Annotated in this window: 16 protein-coding genes; 8 read left to right on the top strand and 8 right to left on the bottom strand. The window is 64.0% G+C overall.

What is annotated here, in order from left to right; translation table 11 throughout:
• Positions 1-75: 75 nt before the first annotated feature.
• Positions 76-1536, top strand: a complete 1461-nt coding sequence (locus AC1DDS_RS20125) for a DEAD/DEAH box helicase (protein ID WP_477480470.1) — start codon at positions 76-78, stop codon at positions 1534-1536.
• A 10-nt stretch (positions 1537-1546) separates the two neighbouring features.
• Positions 1547-1975, top strand: a complete 429-nt coding sequence (locus AC1DDS_RS20120) for an NUDIX domain-containing protein (protein ID WP_477480469.1) — start codon at positions 1547-1549, stop codon at positions 1973-1975.
• Here the strand turns inward: AC1DDS_RS20120 and AC1DDS_RS20115 are convergent.
• From AC1DDS_RS20115 to AC1DDS_RS20085, 7 genes are read right to left on the bottom strand one after another with little or no spacing between them, the layout of a single operon-like run.
• On the bottom strand, positions 1965-2297 hold the full coding sequence (locus tag AC1DDS_RS20115) for a TfoX/Sxy family protein (RefSeq protein WP_477480468.1): 333 nt from the start codon (positions 2295-2297) through the stop codon (positions 1965-1967). The two genes, AC1DDS_RS20120 and AC1DDS_RS20115, sit on opposite strands and share 11 nt — an antisense overlap.
• Positions 2298-2299: 2 nt before the next feature.
• Positions 2300-3931, bottom strand: a complete 1632-nt coding sequence (locus tag AC1DDS_RS20110; protein WP_477480467.1) for an NTP transferase domain-containing protein — start codon at positions 3929-3931, stop codon at positions 2300-2302.
• Positions 3928-4629 carry an XdhC family protein gene (locus AC1DDS_RS20105; protein ID WP_477480466.1) on the bottom strand — a complete coding sequence of 234 codons (702 nt, stop codon included), beginning with the start codon at positions 4627-4629 and terminating at the stop codon, positions 3928-3930. The genes AC1DDS_RS20110 and AC1DDS_RS20105 overlap by 4 nt, the downstream gene beginning before the upstream one ends.
• Complete coding sequence (locus tag AC1DDS_RS20100) at positions 4629-4958, bottom strand: XdhC family protein (protein ID WP_477480465.1); 330 nt, start codon at positions 4956-4958, stop codon at positions 4629-4631. Before AC1DDS_RS20100 ends, AC1DDS_RS20105 begins: the two co-directional genes overlap by 1 nt.
• 12 nt (positions 4959-4970) lie before the next feature.
• Positions 4971-6212: a vWA domain-containing protein gene (locus tag AC1DDS_RS20095; protein ID WP_477480464.1), complete on the bottom strand. Its 1242-nt coding sequence runs from the start codon at positions 6210-6212 to the stop codon at positions 4971-4973.
• A gap of 2 nt (positions 6213-6214) precedes the next feature.
• Positions 6215-7144: an AAA family ATPase gene (locus AC1DDS_RS20090; RefSeq protein ID WP_477480463.1), complete on the bottom strand. Its 930-nt coding sequence runs from the start codon at positions 7142-7144 to the stop codon at positions 6215-6217.
• Positions 7145-7168: 24 nt separating this feature from the next.
• Positions 7169-7663 (bottom strand): flavin reductase, encoded by a 495-nt coding sequence (locus AC1DDS_RS20085; protein ID WP_477480462.1) that lies wholly within the window; start codon positions 7661-7663, stop codon positions 7169-7171.
• A gap of 192 nt (positions 7664-7855) precedes the next feature.
• Between AC1DDS_RS20085 and AC1DDS_RS20080 the strand changes: the two genes are divergently transcribed.
• The 6 genes from AC1DDS_RS20080 (at position 7856) to purB (ending at position 13339) form a co-directional block, all read left to right on the top strand.
• Complete coding sequence (locus tag AC1DDS_RS20080; protein WP_477480461.1) at positions 7856-8941, top strand: ABC transporter substrate-binding protein; 1086 nt, start codon at positions 7856-7858, stop codon at positions 8939-8941.
• Positions 8938-9942, top strand: coding sequence for a P1 family peptidase (locus tag AC1DDS_RS20075; RefSeq protein ID WP_477480572.1), 1005 nt, complete (start codon positions 8938-8940; stop codon positions 9940-9942). The genes AC1DDS_RS20080 and AC1DDS_RS20075 overlap by 4 nt, the downstream gene beginning before the upstream one ends.
• 92 nt (positions 9943-10034) lie before the next feature.
• Positions 10035-10712, top strand: a complete 678-nt coding sequence (gene rpe / locus AC1DDS_RS20070) for a ribulose-phosphate 3-epimerase (RefSeq protein ID WP_477480460.1) — start codon at positions 10035-10037, stop codon at positions 10710-10712.
• Positions 10709-11437: a DUF2259 domain-containing protein gene (locus AC1DDS_RS20065; protein ID WP_477480459.1), complete on the top strand. Its 729-nt coding sequence runs from the start codon at positions 10709-10711 to the stop codon at positions 11435-11437. Before rpe ends, AC1DDS_RS20065 begins: the two co-directional genes overlap by 4 nt.
• 119 nt (positions 11438-11556) lie before the next feature.
• Complete coding sequence (locus AC1DDS_RS20060; RefSeq protein WP_477480458.1) at positions 11557-11970, top strand: hypothetical protein; 414 nt, start codon at positions 11557-11559, stop codon at positions 11968-11970.
• A gap of 61 nt (positions 11971-12031) precedes the next feature.
• Positions 12032-13339: an adenylosuccinate lyase gene (gene purB / locus AC1DDS_RS20055; protein ID WP_477480457.1), complete on the top strand. Its 1308-nt coding sequence runs from the start codon at positions 12032-12034 to the stop codon at positions 13337-13339.
• Positions 13340-13434: 95 nt separating this feature from the next.
• Here the strand turns inward: purB and AC1DDS_RS20050 are convergent, their stop codons facing one another.
• Positions 13435-13749 carry a DUF1476 domain-containing protein gene (locus AC1DDS_RS20050; protein WP_374838065.1) on the bottom strand — a complete coding sequence of 105 codons (315 nt, stop codon included), beginning with the start codon at positions 13747-13749 and terminating at the stop codon, positions 13435-13437.
• Between the last annotated feature and the right edge of the window lie 43 nt (positions 13750-13792).

Genomic DNA, 13792 nt, shown 5'->3' with positions numbered 1-13792 from the left:
GCGCTCCATCCAGCGACCTTTACCAGAGCTGAAACCCAGGCGTTCGCGAGAACCGGAACGGAAACAGATTTCCCTTTGACCACTTTTTCTGACCTTGGCTTGAGCCAAAAAGTACTCTCCGCCGTCACGGACGCGGGCTACATCATTCCAACGCCGATCCAGGCGGGGGCGATACCGCCCGCGCTCCAACGTCGCGACATCCTGGGAATTGCTCAGACCGGCACGGGCAAGACCGCCTCCTTCGTTCTGCCGATGCTGACGCTTCTGGAAAAGGGGCGCGCCCGGGCACGGATGCCGCGCACGCTGATCCTTGAACCGACGCGGGAACTGGCCGCGCAGGTCGCCGAGAATTTCGAAAAATACGGCAAGAACCACAAGCTTAACATTGCCCTCCTGATCGGCGGCGTTTCGTTCGACGAACAGGATCGCAAGCTGGAGCGTGGCGCCGACGTGCTGATCGCCACGCCCGGCCGCCTGCTCGACCATTGCGAGCGTGGCAAGCTGCTGATGACCGGCGTCGAGGTTCTCGTCATCGACGAGGCCGACCGCATGCTCGACATGGGCTTCATCCCCGACATCGAGCGCATCGCCAAGCTGATCCCGTTCACCCGGCAGACGCTGTTCTTCTCGGCGACGATGCCGCCGGAAATCCAGAAGCTCGCGGATCGGTTCCTCCAGAACCCGGAGCGCATCGAGGTGGCCCCGCCGGCCTCCACCGCCAAGACGGTGACGCAGCGCTTCGTCGCAACGCATTCCAAGGACTACGAGAAGCGCTCGGCGCTGCGCGACCTGATCCGCGCCCAGGAAGAACTGAAGAACGCGATCATCTTCTGCAACCGCAAGAAGGACGTCGCCGACCTGTTCCGCTCGCTCGACCGCCACGGCTTCTCCGTCGGCGCCCTGCATGGCGACATGGACCAGCGCTCGCGCATGACGATGCTTGCGAACTTCAAGGACGGCAACATCAAGCTCCTCGTCGCCTCGGACGTCGCAGCCCGCGGCCTCGACATTCCCGACGTGAGCCACGTGTTCAACTTCGACGTGCCGATCCACGCCGAGGATTATGTCCACCGTATCGGCCGCACCGGTCGCGCGGGTCGCTCCGGCGCCGCGTTCACGCTGGTGACGAAGCGTGACACAAAGTTCTCCGATGCCATCGAAAAGCTCATCGGCCAGTCGGTCGAATGGCTGAATGGCGATCTTTCCTCACTTCCCGCCGTCGTCGAGAGCGACGAGCGTGAAAAGCCCCGCAAGGGACGTGAACGGGGCCGCGACCGCGGCAACAGTCACAAGGGCGACACGCGCAAGGACGATACTGCGCGCGAAACGAATGCGACGGAAAGAGGAAACGACAGCGTGAAGGCAGATCGTCACAACGACAGCAAACCCAGCCAGCCGGTGCGCAACCAGCGCCCAGCCAACGACGATCATCGTGACCGCCGCAGCCGCTATCGCCGCGACGAGGATGACGGTCCGACGCCGATCGGCTTCGGCGATGATATCCCCGCCTTCATGCTGATCGCCGGCAAGGCCTGATCCCAATTCCATGGCCGTTCCTGGGGTAGACATACCCGGTGTCGGCTGCGGACTTGCCATCATGCGTGACGGCAAGCTTCTGCTCTATCGCCGCACGCGCGCACCGGAAGCGGGCCACTGGAACATCGTCGGCGGCAAGGTCGACCACATGGAGCGATCGCTGGACGCCGCCCGCCGCGAAGCCGAGGAGGAGTCCGGACTGGCTTTTGGTCGGATCGACTTTCTCTGTCTTTCGGAACAGGTCATCGCGGCCGACAACCAGCACTGGGTCTCGGTTATCTATGTGAGCGAGGATTTCACTGGAGAGCCGCGGGTAATGGAACCGCAAAAGCTGCCTGAATTCGGCTGGTTTTCACTGAATGACCTGCCGCAGCCACTTTCACGGTTTGCGACCGATGCAGTCGCCGCACTTCAGGCAAGAACACGCCTTAGCGCTTGAGCGGTTTGGCGCGAAGCGCCGCATCAAGGGCCAACCGCACCCATTCTGCCATCAGATCCGGGTCATCGAAGGCATCGTCCGGGATGCTCCAGTAGGGCATCTTCAGCGGCGCACCGGTCCTGCGCCCCTCATAGGTCCATTGCCGGCAGCCGGACACCTCGAATTCGGGGACCGTCACCTCGTCGGCCTTCAGCAAAATCTCACCATCCACCTCGAGCGCGACGATCAAGTCGCCGACGTAGATGCCCTTTCCGCCAAACATACGCTTGATCGTCACCGGCCCGAGCGACTGGAACAACTCCTCGATCGCGTCGTTATCCATCGCTATTCCTTCAACGTGCCGCCGGCTGCCACCACCGCCTCCGGCGTATCGACGTCCAGATGTGCGGCCGCGCCGATCTCGACGTCGATGATGTCGACCCCCGAAGTCTCGATGATCTGGCGCGCGCCAACATCACCCTCGAGATGGCGGATTGCGGCAAAGGTGGAACGCGGCAGGATGACGGGATTGCCGCGCTTGCCGTTTGATACGGCCCGCACGACGGCGTTCCCGCCAGCCGATGCGAAGGCTGCCATCAAGGTACGCAGATCCTCCGGCGTGACCCCCGGCATGTCGGCCAGATGGACGAGGACTCCCCTGCAATCATTTCCGGCGGCATCGAGCCCGGCATTGAGCGAGGTCGACATTCCCTCCCGGTAGAGCGAATTGCGGACGATCTCCACGGGCAGCCCGGCCAAGGCCGCCTCGATCTCCTCTGCCCGATGCCCGGTTACAACCGCGACCTTGCCCGGTTGGGCGGCAAGCGCCGCCGACACCGACATGCGCACCAGCGGGACCCCATCGAATTCGGCGAGCAGCTTGTGGCGCCCGGCCCTACCCATGCGGCGCGCCTGCCCCGCCGCAAGCACGATGACGACGATGTCTTTTGCCTCGACAGCGTTTACCCTGCGCTCGCCTTTCAGTTCCCTCGGCCGCGGCCGGGTCGGGATCTCCGCCAACAGACCGCCGACGCCCATGCCCGTGATGTCTTCGGCGCCGGGTGCCTCGCCGGCGAGGATGCGGGCGAGAACCCAGTCGAAGCCGTTCTCCTTCGGGCTTCGGGCGCAGCCGGGCGCACCGATCACCGGCGTATCGCCGATCTGGCCGAGCACGAGAAGGTTGCCGGGATCGACGGGCATGCCGACCTGCTCGACGCGCCCGCCTGCCTTTCGGATTGCCGCCGGGATCACATCCTCCGCATCGGAGACGGCCGACGCACCGAAAACGATGACAAGTTCACTGTCGCGGGCCGCTGGCTCCAGGGCTCCTGCCAACGCCGCCGTCTCGTGCGCCACGCGCACTTCGCCGGTGAGCGTGCTTCCGGTGGGCGCGAGCCTGTGTTCCAGGAGAAGCCTTGTCTTGTCCATCACCGAGGGTTTTAGCGAGGGCAGAACAGTCGCAATCATCGCCACGCGGCGGGCCGTGAACGGCCGTACGAAGAGGGCGTCGGCACCGGCCAGGATGGCAGCCGCGCGATCAGCGACGATGACCGGGACGGCCAATGGAATGATCTTGATCGTTGCCACCATGTCGCCCGGCCGCACTGTCGCACGGTCCGGCAGGGTGGCAACGGTGATCGCCGGATCGATGCGGTTGAAGCGATCGATCGTGGCGCGATCGGCTCGAAACAGGCCATCGACGGCGGAATGCAGGTTGATGCGTCCCGTGGCGGGCGTGGTGAAGGTCAGGTTATCGGGCGCGATCGCTTCAGCAATGCGTGCGGCGGCAGCATCCTCGTCGATATCGCCGGGCTGCAACCGCACTGCAGTGACGCTTTCGACCCCCGCGGCCAGCAACTGTTGGCAATCCGCGTCCGACAGCAAATGGCCTTTGGAAAGGGATACCCCTTCGGCACGAACGCCATGTGCCAGGATTGTGCCTGCCGCCTCGCCTACTGCCACATCGCCAAAGATCATGCCGCCGCCTCCCCATGCAAATCGCGCCGGCGGAAGGCCTGTATGATCTGGGCGAGGATCGCCACCGCGATTTCCGCCGGACTCGCCGCTCCAATATCGAGGCCGATCGGTGCCGCAATGCGGGCAAGCGCATCCTGGTTGACGCCCTGTGCCGTCAGCCGTTCGATCCGCCTCGCATGCGTCTTTCGGCTGCCAAGCGCACCGACATAGAAGCAGCCGGCATCGAGGGCTGCACGGATCGGAAAATCGTCGATCTTCGGATCGTGCGTAACGGCCACGAGCGCGCAATAGGCATCGAGCGGCAGCACCCTCAGCACGTCCTCCGGCCAGTCGGCCACCAAATCGACGCCGGCGAAGCGTTCCTCGGTGGCGAACGCGGTGCGCGGATCGATGATCGTCAGGTCGAATCCGGCGACCTTGGCGATCGCCGCCAACGCCTGGCTGATATGCACCGCACCAACCACGACAATCCGCGCCGGCGGGAGGTGGGCGTTGAGGAAATAGCTGCGCCCATCCACCTCAACAACACCAGACTTGCCGGATCGAAACGCACTTGCGATCGCCGCGTCGAGCGGTCCAATGACGGCGTCGCCCTCGCGCACGAGGCGGTCGCGCCCGTCGCCGAGGTCCGTCACGTGCACGACGGCGCGGCGCGCGCGACGTTCGGCATTCACTTTGCGCAAAATCAGGGGATCCATCAGCCCAGCCGCTCCACATAGACGCGGATCCGTCCGCCGCAGGACAATCCGACCCGCCAGGCGGTCTCGTCGGCGACGCCGAATTCCAGCATCTTCGGCTCACCGCTCTCGATCACATCGAGTGCCTCGCTGATGACCGCGCCTTCCACGCAGCCGCCCGACACCGATCCGTGGAAATTACCTTCACCATCGATGACAAGGTGACTGCCCGTCGGCCGCGGCGCGGAGCCCCAGGTCTCGACCACGGTCGCGATCGCAACAGTGCGCCCATCGTCCATCCATCTTTCCGCTACCGCCAGCGGATCGAGCGTGTCCATCGCATCTTCCATTCCGGCCCTCCTTTACGACATCGCGGCGAGAAATCGTCGCGGATCGGCTCCCTCGCCGCCATTGCCGGACAATGCGGCGACCAGATCCGATATGGCTTCAAGATTGTGTACCGCGCGCAATTCGTCAACGTGCGGGAGCATGGCGCGCACGCCCCTCGCCCGTGCCTCGAAACCCTCGAAACGTAGCAGCGGATTGAGCCAGATCAGTCGGCGGCAGGAGCGATGCAGCCGATCCATCTCCGTTTCGAGGCTATCGATCTCCTCGCGTTCCAGACCGTCGGTGATCAACAACACGATTGCACCCTGGCCCAGCACTCGTCGCGACCAGAGCCGGTTGAACTCCCTCAGCGTCTCACCGATGCGCGTGCCGCCCGACCAGTCTTCCACCGTGCGCGCGCACTCCTCGACCGCTTCATCCGGATCGCGATGGCGCATCTGCCGCGTCACATTGGTCAGCCGCGTACCGAACAGGAAAGTATGCACACGCCGGCGCCGGTCGGTGAGCGCGTGGAGAAAATGCAGGAAGATGCGGGTGTACTGGCTCATCGAGCCGGAAATGTCGGCGAGCACCACCAGCGGCGGATGCACCATCTTCGGTTCCCGATGCCGCGGCAGGATCAGCGCGCCGCCCGTGCGCATCGCCTGCCGCATCGTCGCCCGCGCGTCCACCGTCGCCTTTCGCGTGCTGCGGCGGAAGCGGCGCGTCCTGACCTCGTCCATCGGCAGCGTGAGGCTCGAGATGGCGCGCTTGGCTTCGCGCAGTTCCGCTGCCGTCATCTGGGCGAAATCGGTCTTGCGCAACACCTCGCTGCCGGAGGTCGTGAAACGCGCATCGATTTCGATCTCGGGTTCGTCGCGCGGGCGTGTCGCGTCCTGCCGGCCGGCAAAGAGCGCATCCGACACCCGCTTTTCGCCCGCCTTCTTCTTTTCCCTTTCCGCATCCTTTCGGACGACGGGGGACATCATCGCGATCATTTTCTGCACGAGATCGCGCGAGCGCCAGAAGAGCCGGAACGCTTCATCGAAGATCGCCTGGTCTTCGTGGCGCGTGACCAGCGTGCAATGCAACGCGGTGTAGAACTCGTCACGATCGCCGATACCGATCGCCTGCACGGCCTCGATCGCATCTGCAACCGCAGCCGGTCCGATCCTCAGGCCGGCCTTGCGCAACGCGCGGGCGAAATGAACGATATTGTCGGCAAAGCGGCCGTCGCCCGGCGGCACGACCAGCCCGTCTGTCGCCGCCTCGATCATGGTCAGCCCGCCGCGCGAAGCTCGGACTTCACCTCGTCCAGAAGCTTCCGCCCCTCACCACCTTCGATCCGGGCGATGTCATCCTGGTACTTCAGGAGCGTGCCAAGCGTGTCGGAGACGGTTTCCGGATCGAGCGCGGTGCGGTCGAGTTCGGTGAGCGCGGTCGCCCAGTCGATCGTCTCGGCAACACCCGGGTTCTTGAAGAGGTCGAGCGTGCGAAGCTTCTGCACATAGGCGACGATCTGCCCCGACAGCATCTCGTTGCAGCCCGGCACCTTGCGGCGAATGATCTCCAGTTCCTGTTCCGCCTTCGGATAGTCGACCCAGTGGTAGAGGCAGCGCCGCTTCAACGCGTCGTGCACCTCGCGCGTCCGGTTCGTCGTGATGATGACGATCGGCGGCTCGGCGGCGCGGATCGTGCCAAGCTCGGGCACCGTCACCTGGAAATCGGAAAGCACCTCGAGCAGGAAGGCCTCGAAGGCCTCGTCGGTCCTGTCGAGCTCGTCGATCAGAAAGACGGGTGCGCGCCCGTCCGGAGAGGACAGCGCCTGCAGCACCGGACGGCGGATGAGATATCGGTCGGAGAAGATGTCGGATTCGATGCGTTCGCGATCGGTCGTACCGGCCGCTTCGGCAAGACGGATTTCCAGCATCTGCGCCGGATAATTCCACTCGTACACCGCAGAGGAGACATCGAGCCCCTCGTAGCACTGCAGCCGGATCAGCGGGCGATCGAGTGCATGGGCGAGCACCTTGGCGATTTCGGTCTTGCCGACGCCCGCCTCGCCCTCGAGGAACAGCGGGCGCTTCATCTTCAGCGAGAGGAACAGCACCGTCGCCAGCGATCGCCCCGCCAGGTAGTTGCCTGCCGCAAGCATATCGAGCGTCTCTTCGATCGACTGGGGAACGTTCCCCTTCTGATAAGCTGCCATGCTTCCTCCGCCCTGGAGGAGAACTTATAGCGTGCGATAGTCCCGGTCCATATAGATAAGGGCCGGTTTTTCCGGGCCATATGCCAGCCCCAGCACCTCGCCGAACAGGATCATGTGCGTCGCCATCACCTTGATCTCGAGCAGGCGGCAATCGAACGATGCCAGTGCACCGACCAGAACCGGCGAACCGGTGACAAGTTCGGTCCATTGGCCCTGCGAGAAGCGGTCGCCCGGAATGGACGGGTCTCGGCCGGAGAAGGCGTTGGCGAGTTCGACCTGGTCGGCCGCAAGCGCATTGAGCGCAAAATGCCCGCTCTTGCGAAAAATCTCGTTGCGCGGATTGGACACGTTCAGGCAGGCGAGCACGATCGCCGGATTGTCGGAAACCGAGCAGGCCGCCGTGATGGTCACGCCGCGGCGTTCTCCCTCAAAAGAGGTGGTCACGAGTTGGACGTGCCCGGCGTAGCGGCTCATGGCGTCGCGATAAAGCGGCGGGTCCAGCATCAAACGATCCAACACGGCGATCTCCCTTCGTGGAAAGGGATACATGGAAATAATAAAGAAAAATGTAAGCCCAAAAACGACATTTTCCAGGGTTTTGCACGGTAGTTACGACCGGGAACGCGGGCGACCGCACATCGCCGTCATCTTTTGCTTTGACCGACACCGTTCGCTTCGTACAAGGTTGCTTGCCACTACCCGGATTTTTTGATGTACCGTCGCCTCGCCATCACGCTCTCGTCCATCCTTGCGCTTGCCACGCATGCCGCAGCGGCAGGGCCGACGATTGCGGTCGTCGCCCCGGAGGCGGGAGCTTTCGCGATTCTCGGCGAGCAGATCCGGGAAGGCGCGCGTTTCGCCGCCGCGACGGACGGAAGCAAGATCGTCGAAATCGACGAGGCCTGCGACGAACATGGCGACGAGGCGATCGCGAAAAGCATCCTTTCTGCGGGCGCAGACGCGGCCATCGGCTTCCTCTGCACCGAGGACCTGCAGACAGCGTTGCCGGCGCTGGCGGAGGCAGGCGTTCCCACCATTACGCTGTCGGCGCGCTCCGGCGTGCTGATGGAAGACGCGCTGAAGCGGAGCTGGCCGCTTTTCCGGCTGGCGCCGGCGCCTGGCATGGAGGCGCAGAAGGCCACTGACGTCATCGCTACCGCCTGGGCGGCCGAGCCTTTCGCCCTGATCGACGACGGGACCATCCATGCGCGCGAACTGGTCGAGGCGATCCGCCTGAAGCTCGAAGACAAGGGCATGAAGCCGGTCTTCGTCGATACCTTCCGCCCCGCCCAGGAGCAGCAAATCGGCCTGGTGCGCCGCCTCGCCAAGGCGGGTGCAGCCCGTGTCTTTGTCGGCGGCGACCGCAGCGACATGGCCGTCATCGTCCGCGACGCGCGCGCTGAAAAACTCCCGCTGGCGTTCATGGGAGGCGAATCCATGTTGGCGGCAGACGCGGCGACGCCGTTGCCTGACGGCACCCAGGCCATCGTCCTGCCGATCGACAGCGCGACACCGGAAGGCGCCGCGCTTACCGCGACGATGAAGGATTCCGGACTTGTCGCGGAAGGCTATATCTTTTCCGCCCATGCCGCGGCGACGCTCGTCGGCAAGGCGGCCGCGGCAGCCACATCGGCCCAACAACCGCTGAGCGCCGCACTCGCGGCCGACACCTTTCCCACGGTGCTCGGACCGATCGGCTTCGGTGCGGATCATGAGTTGCGCGATAACCCCTACCGGCTGATGGAATGGAAGCAGGACCGCTTCACACCCGTAGAGATCCAGCTGGAAGGTGACTGATGAAACCCGGACCGCGCAACCTGATCACCGACGTCGGTGGCCTTCGCGTCGGCAACGCCTCTGACGATCGGCTCAAATCCGGCGTCACCGTCGTCGTCTGCGAAAAGCCGTCCGTCGCCGCGGTACAGGTCCTTGGCGGCGCGCCCGGAACGCGCGAAACCGACCTTCTCGAGGTGCACAACACCGTCCAGACGATCGATGCCATTTGTCTTTCCGGCGGTTCCGCCTTTGGCCTCGATGCGGCATCCGGCGTACAGGCGGCATTGCGCGAACAGGGGCGCGGCTTTGTTGTTGGCCCATTCAGGGTCCCGATCGTCCCCTGCGCGATCCTGTTCGACCTTGCCAATGGCGGCGACAAGAATTGGGGACGCTATCCGCCCTATCGGGAACTCGGCTATGCGGCGACACAATCCGCCGGCACCGCGTTTGCCACCGGCACGGCCGGCGCCGGCACCGGCGCGACCATGGCCACCTTCAAGGGGGGCCTCGGCTCGGCCTCGACCGTTCTTGCCGACGGCATCACGGTCGGCGCGCTCGTCGCCGTCAATGCGCTTGGCTCCGCCACCGTGGGTTCCAGCCGGCATTTCTGGGCGGCGCCGCTGGAGGAAGACGGCGAGTTCGGCGGCCTCGGCTTCCCGACGGTTTTTTCGGACGAGGCGCGTCAGCCGCGCACGAAACTCACCACGGTCGCCGAGGGACCGACGAATACGACGATCGCGGTCATTGCGACGGACGCCGTCCTGACCAAGGCCGAGGCCAAGCGGCTCGCCGTTAGCGCACACGACGGTTTCGCCCGCGCGCTCTGGCCGGCGCACACGCCGCTCGATGGCGACCTCGTCTTTGCGATTGCGACCGGCACCAGCGGCAAGGCCGTTACGATCGAGGAGTTCATCCCACTGTGTGCCGCCGCCGCATCCACCATGGCCCGTGCCATCGCCCGCGGCGTGCATGACGCCACGACCATGCCGGGCGATTTCCTGCCCGCCTGGCGGGAAGCCTAAGGCATCCGTCGCGGGCCGGCGCGATGCATCGTTGTCCGGCACCGTAAGCGATGGTATGGGCACCCAACGTTATCGCCCTCGGAGCCCAAGCCATGCCCAGCCCCATCCGGATTGCCCCGTCCATCCTCGCCGCCGATTATGCCAAGCTTGGCCAGGAGGTGCGCGACGTCGTCGCCGCCGGCGCAGATTGGATCCATCTCGACATCATGGACGGCCATTTCGTGCCGAACATTTCGTACGGCCCGGATGTGATCAAGTCGCTTCGCCCGCACACCGATGCCTTTTTCGACTGCCATCTCATGATCGCTCCGGCAGACCCCTACCTCGAGGCCTTCGCCAAGGCCGGCTGCGACGGCATCACCGTCCATGCCGAAGCCGGTCCGCATCTCGACCGCTCCATCCAGGCCATCAGAGCGCTCGGCAAGAAGGCCGGCGTTTCGATCAATCCCGCCACGCCCGAGGCCGTCTTGGAGTATCTTCTCGACAAGCTCGACCTGATCCTGGTGATGACCGTGAACCCCGGCTTCGGCGGCCAGAAGTTCATTCCGGAAATGGAACAGAAAATTGCCCGCATCCGGAAAATGATCGCCGACCGTCCGATCGAACTGCAAGTCGATGGCGGCATTACCGTCGACACGATCGCCGGACCGGCTGCGGCCGGCGCAAACGTCTTCGTCGCCGGCTCCGCCATCTTCGGCGGCGGCCATGTTGACGCCTATCGCAAAACGATTGACACTCTGCGCGCGAATGCGGAGGGGGCACGCGGTTGAAACGATCCGGCAAAATCACCGCCCTGGCAGCCGGCGCCATGCTTGCGCCGGCTTGCACATTGGCTGGTGATTTCGCGCAATTCCGTCCGATCGGCTTCTCCGCCGACGGCGCCGTCTTCGCCTACGAGGAATTCGGCATCCAGGACGGATCGGGATCGGCCTACTCGAATATCTATTTCATCGACACGGCAAAAGACACGTATCTCTCAGGCACGCCGATCCGCGTCCAGGCACCGGAAAATGATTCCAGCTTGCGGCGCGTGCGGACCGAAGCCGCAGCCAGAGCCAATCCCTTGGTGGCGCGCTATAGCCTGAACGACAATCCGGGCCAATTCGTCGCCTTCAATCCCTACAGCGAAGTTGGTCCGGCGCCGGATTCCATTCGCTACTACGAATTTCCCGCAGAACCGCGGGTCGGACAGCCGTACACGCTGAAACTGACCGAGACCGAGGCTCCGATGCCGGACACCTGCAAGGGTCTCATCGAGCGCAGTGCGGGCTTTCAACTGGCTTTCACCGAAAAGGCAGGCAAACCGGTGAACGAAACAGTCTATCGCGACGACCGTGTCCCGCAGAGCCGGGGCTGCCCGACCGGATACCGCATCTCCGGCGTCGTCACCCATCAGGGTGGATCGCAGACGATCCACATGGCGCTTGTGATGCTGCTCCGCTTCGGTTTCGAGGGCCTCGACGGTCGATGGCTCGCCGTGCCGCTGAAGCCATGAACACGGACGCGACATCCGCAGGTTCTGCGTCCGGACAAGAGCCGGCGCGCGCCACCGCTATCCCGCTTGTTCCGCCCCTGCCGAGACTTCTGGCAGGTGCAGTTGCCTGGGGTGTCCTGATGTCCCTCTCGGCAGTTGTGTCCCTTTACCTGCGAAACCATCTCGAAACGTTCCACTTGGCGGAATTGGCGATCCTCTTCTTTGCCGGCGGTCTGCTTTCCTGGCCGTTCGCCATCCCGACTGCCCGCCTTCTGAGCCGAACCGGCCGCATCGAAACGCGCTTTGCCGCCTGTTTTGCGCTTCTCGCGTTGGGCACGATCGCAATGACCGCCTTCCTCTTCGCCATGGATTACCGGCTCTTCTACGCCCAGTGGCACCATCCGATCCTGTCGACCATGGGGATCCGCCAGCTCGTCGGCACATCCGCTTCCGGCGTCTATCAGTTTGCCGTCATGGGGCTGGGGCTGTACCTTCCGATCGGACTGCCCGTTCTTGCAGGCGTGAGCCTGTGGCTTGCAAAAGCCATGCGTTGAGCTTGACCGCCTTTCTTGATACAGGGGCGCCTAAACTCCTCCCAGAGAAAGCTGAAAGCTGATGATCCCCCGCTATTCCCGCCCGGACATGGTCGCCATCTGGTCGCCCGAAACGAAATTCCGCATCTGGTTCGAGATCGAGGCGCACGCCTGCGACGCGCTCGCGGAACTCGGCGTCATTCCCAAGGAAGCGGCCAAGACGATCTGGGACAAGGGCGGCAAGGCCGTCTTCGACGTCGCCCGCATCGATGAGATCGAAGCCGTCACCAAGCACGACGTCATCGCCTTCCTCACGCATCTCGCCGAAATCGTCGGTCCCGACGCCCGTTTCGTCCACCAGGGCATGACCTCCTCGGACGTCCTCGACACCACATTCAACATCCAGCTCGTTCGTGCCGCCGACATTCTTCTTGCCGGTCTCGACCGCGTCCTCGCCGCTCTGAAGGCGCGGGCCTTCGAGCACAAGGATACCGTTCGCATCGGTCGCAGCCACGGCATCCATGCCGAACCGACGACGATGGGGCTGACACTTGCCCGCTTCTATGCCGAGATGGACCGCAACCGCGCACGTCTCCTGGCCGCCCGGGCTGAAATCGCAACTGGTGCGGTCTCCGGCGCCGTGGGCACCTTCGCCAACATCGACCCACGGGTCGAGGAGCATGTCTGCGCCGCACTCGGCCTCCTGCCGGAGCCCGTCTCGACGCAGGTCATTCCGCGTGATCGTCACGCGATGTTCTTCGCGACCCTCGGCGTCATCGCCTCCTCGATCGAGAATATCGCGATCGAAATCCGCCACATGCAGCGCACCGAGGTTCTCGAGGCGGAAGAGTTCTTCTCGCCGGGCCAGAAGGGCTCGTCGGCCATGCCGCACAAGCGCAACCCGGTGCTGACGGAAAACCTGACGGGCCTTGCCCGCCTCGTGCGCATGTCGGTCGTCCCTGCCATGGAGAACGTCGCCCTCTGGCACGAGCGCGACATCAGCCACTCGAGCGTCGAGCGCGCCATCGGTCCCGATACGACCGTAACCCTCGACTTCGCTCTGCACCGCCTGGCCGGGGTCATCGAGAAGCTCGTGATCTACCCCGAGAACATGATGAAGAACCTCGACAAGTTCCGCGGACTGGTTCACTCGCAGCGCGTTCTCCTCGCTCTCACCCAGGCCGGCGTCTCGCGCGAGGACAGCTATCGGCTCGTCCAGCGCAACGCCATGAAGGTCTGGGAAGAAGGCAAGGACTTCCTCCAGGAACTGCTGGCTGACCAGGAGGTGCGGGCCGCGCTGTCGGAAGAGGAACTCCGCGAAAAGTTCGATCTTGGCTACCACACCAAGCACGTCGACACGATCTTCAAGCGTGTCTTTGGCCAGGCCTGATCGCAGGCTCGGCATCCAAACGAAAAAGGGCGCGGCCGAGGCCGCGCCCTTTTTCGTTGAACCGCTGTCGGGAAGAGCGCCGAAACGCCTCAACCTTAACCGTTCTGAAGCTGTTCGACCGCCACGCCCAGAAGTTCGAGCATCTGGCGGCGGATTTCATCTTCGGTCTTTGCGATGCCGGCGGCATCGAAATCCGCCTTCAGCTTGCGCACCACATCCTCGTGGCCGATTTCCTCGAAATCGGCGGCCACGACTTCCTTCGCATATGCCTCAGGGTCGCTCTTGCCCAGCAAACCGGCGGCCCACAGGCCAACAAGCTTGTTGCGTCGCACTTCCGCCTTGAAGCGAAGCTCCTCGTCGAGCGCAAACTTGGCCTCAAAGCCTTTTTCGCGATCCTGCATGGTGGTCATATGGCGACTCCCTATATGTATAACAGACGCATTGTAGATGGGT

Source organism: Mycoplana sp. 10N416, assembly GCF_056394765.1.
This window is presented reverse-complemented; position numbering and strand designations above follow the sequence as displayed.

Excerpts from the sequence above, each read along its gene's own strand:
- AC1DDS_RS20120 (WP_477480469.1), top strand. The coding sequence starts at position 1,547 with ATGGCCGTTCCTGGGGTAGACATACCCGGTGTCGGCTGCGGACTTGCC.
- AC1DDS_RS20115 (WP_477480468.1), bottom strand. The coding sequence starts at position 2,297 with ATGGATAACGACGCGATCGAGGAGTTGTTCCAGTCGCTCGGGCCGGTG.
- AC1DDS_RS20110 (WP_477480467.1), bottom strand. The coding sequence starts at position 3,931 with ATGATCTTTGGCGATGTGGCAGTAGGCGAGGCGGCAGGCACAATCCTG.
- AC1DDS_RS20105 (WP_477480466.1), bottom strand. The coding sequence starts at position 4,629 with ATGGATCCCCTGATTTTGCGCAAAGTGAATGCCGAACGTCGCGCGCGC.
- AC1DDS_RS20100 (WP_477480465.1), bottom strand. The coding sequence starts at position 4,958 with ATGGAAGATGCGATGGACACGCTCGATCCGCTGGCGGTAGCGGAAAGA.
- AC1DDS_RS20095 (WP_477480464.1), bottom strand. The coding sequence starts at position 6,212 with ATGATCGAGGCGGCGACAGACGGGCTGGTCGTGCCGCCGGGCGACGGC.
- AC1DDS_RS20090 (WP_477480463.1), bottom strand. The coding sequence starts at position 7,144 with ATGGCAGCTTATCAGAAGGGGAACGTTCCCCAGTCGATCGAAGAGACG.
- AC1DDS_RS20080 (WP_477480461.1), top strand. The coding sequence starts at position 7,856 with ATGTACCGTCGCCTCGCCATCACGCTCTCGTCCATCCTTGCGCTTGCC.
- rpe (WP_477480460.1), top strand. The coding sequence starts at position 10,035 with ATGCCCAGCCCCATCCGGATTGCCCCGTCCATCCTCGCCGCCGATTAT.
- AC1DDS_RS20060 (WP_477480458.1), top strand. The coding sequence starts at position 11,557 with ATGTCCCTCTCGGCAGTTGTGTCCCTTTACCTGCGAAACCATCTCGAA.
- purB (WP_477480457.1), top strand. The coding sequence starts at position 12,032 with ATGATCCCCCGCTATTCCCGCCCGGACATGGTCGCCATCTGGTCGCCC.
- AC1DDS_RS20050 (WP_374838065.1), bottom strand. The coding sequence starts at position 13,749 with ATGACCACCATGCAGGATCGCGAAAAAGGCTTTGAGGCCAAGTTTGCG.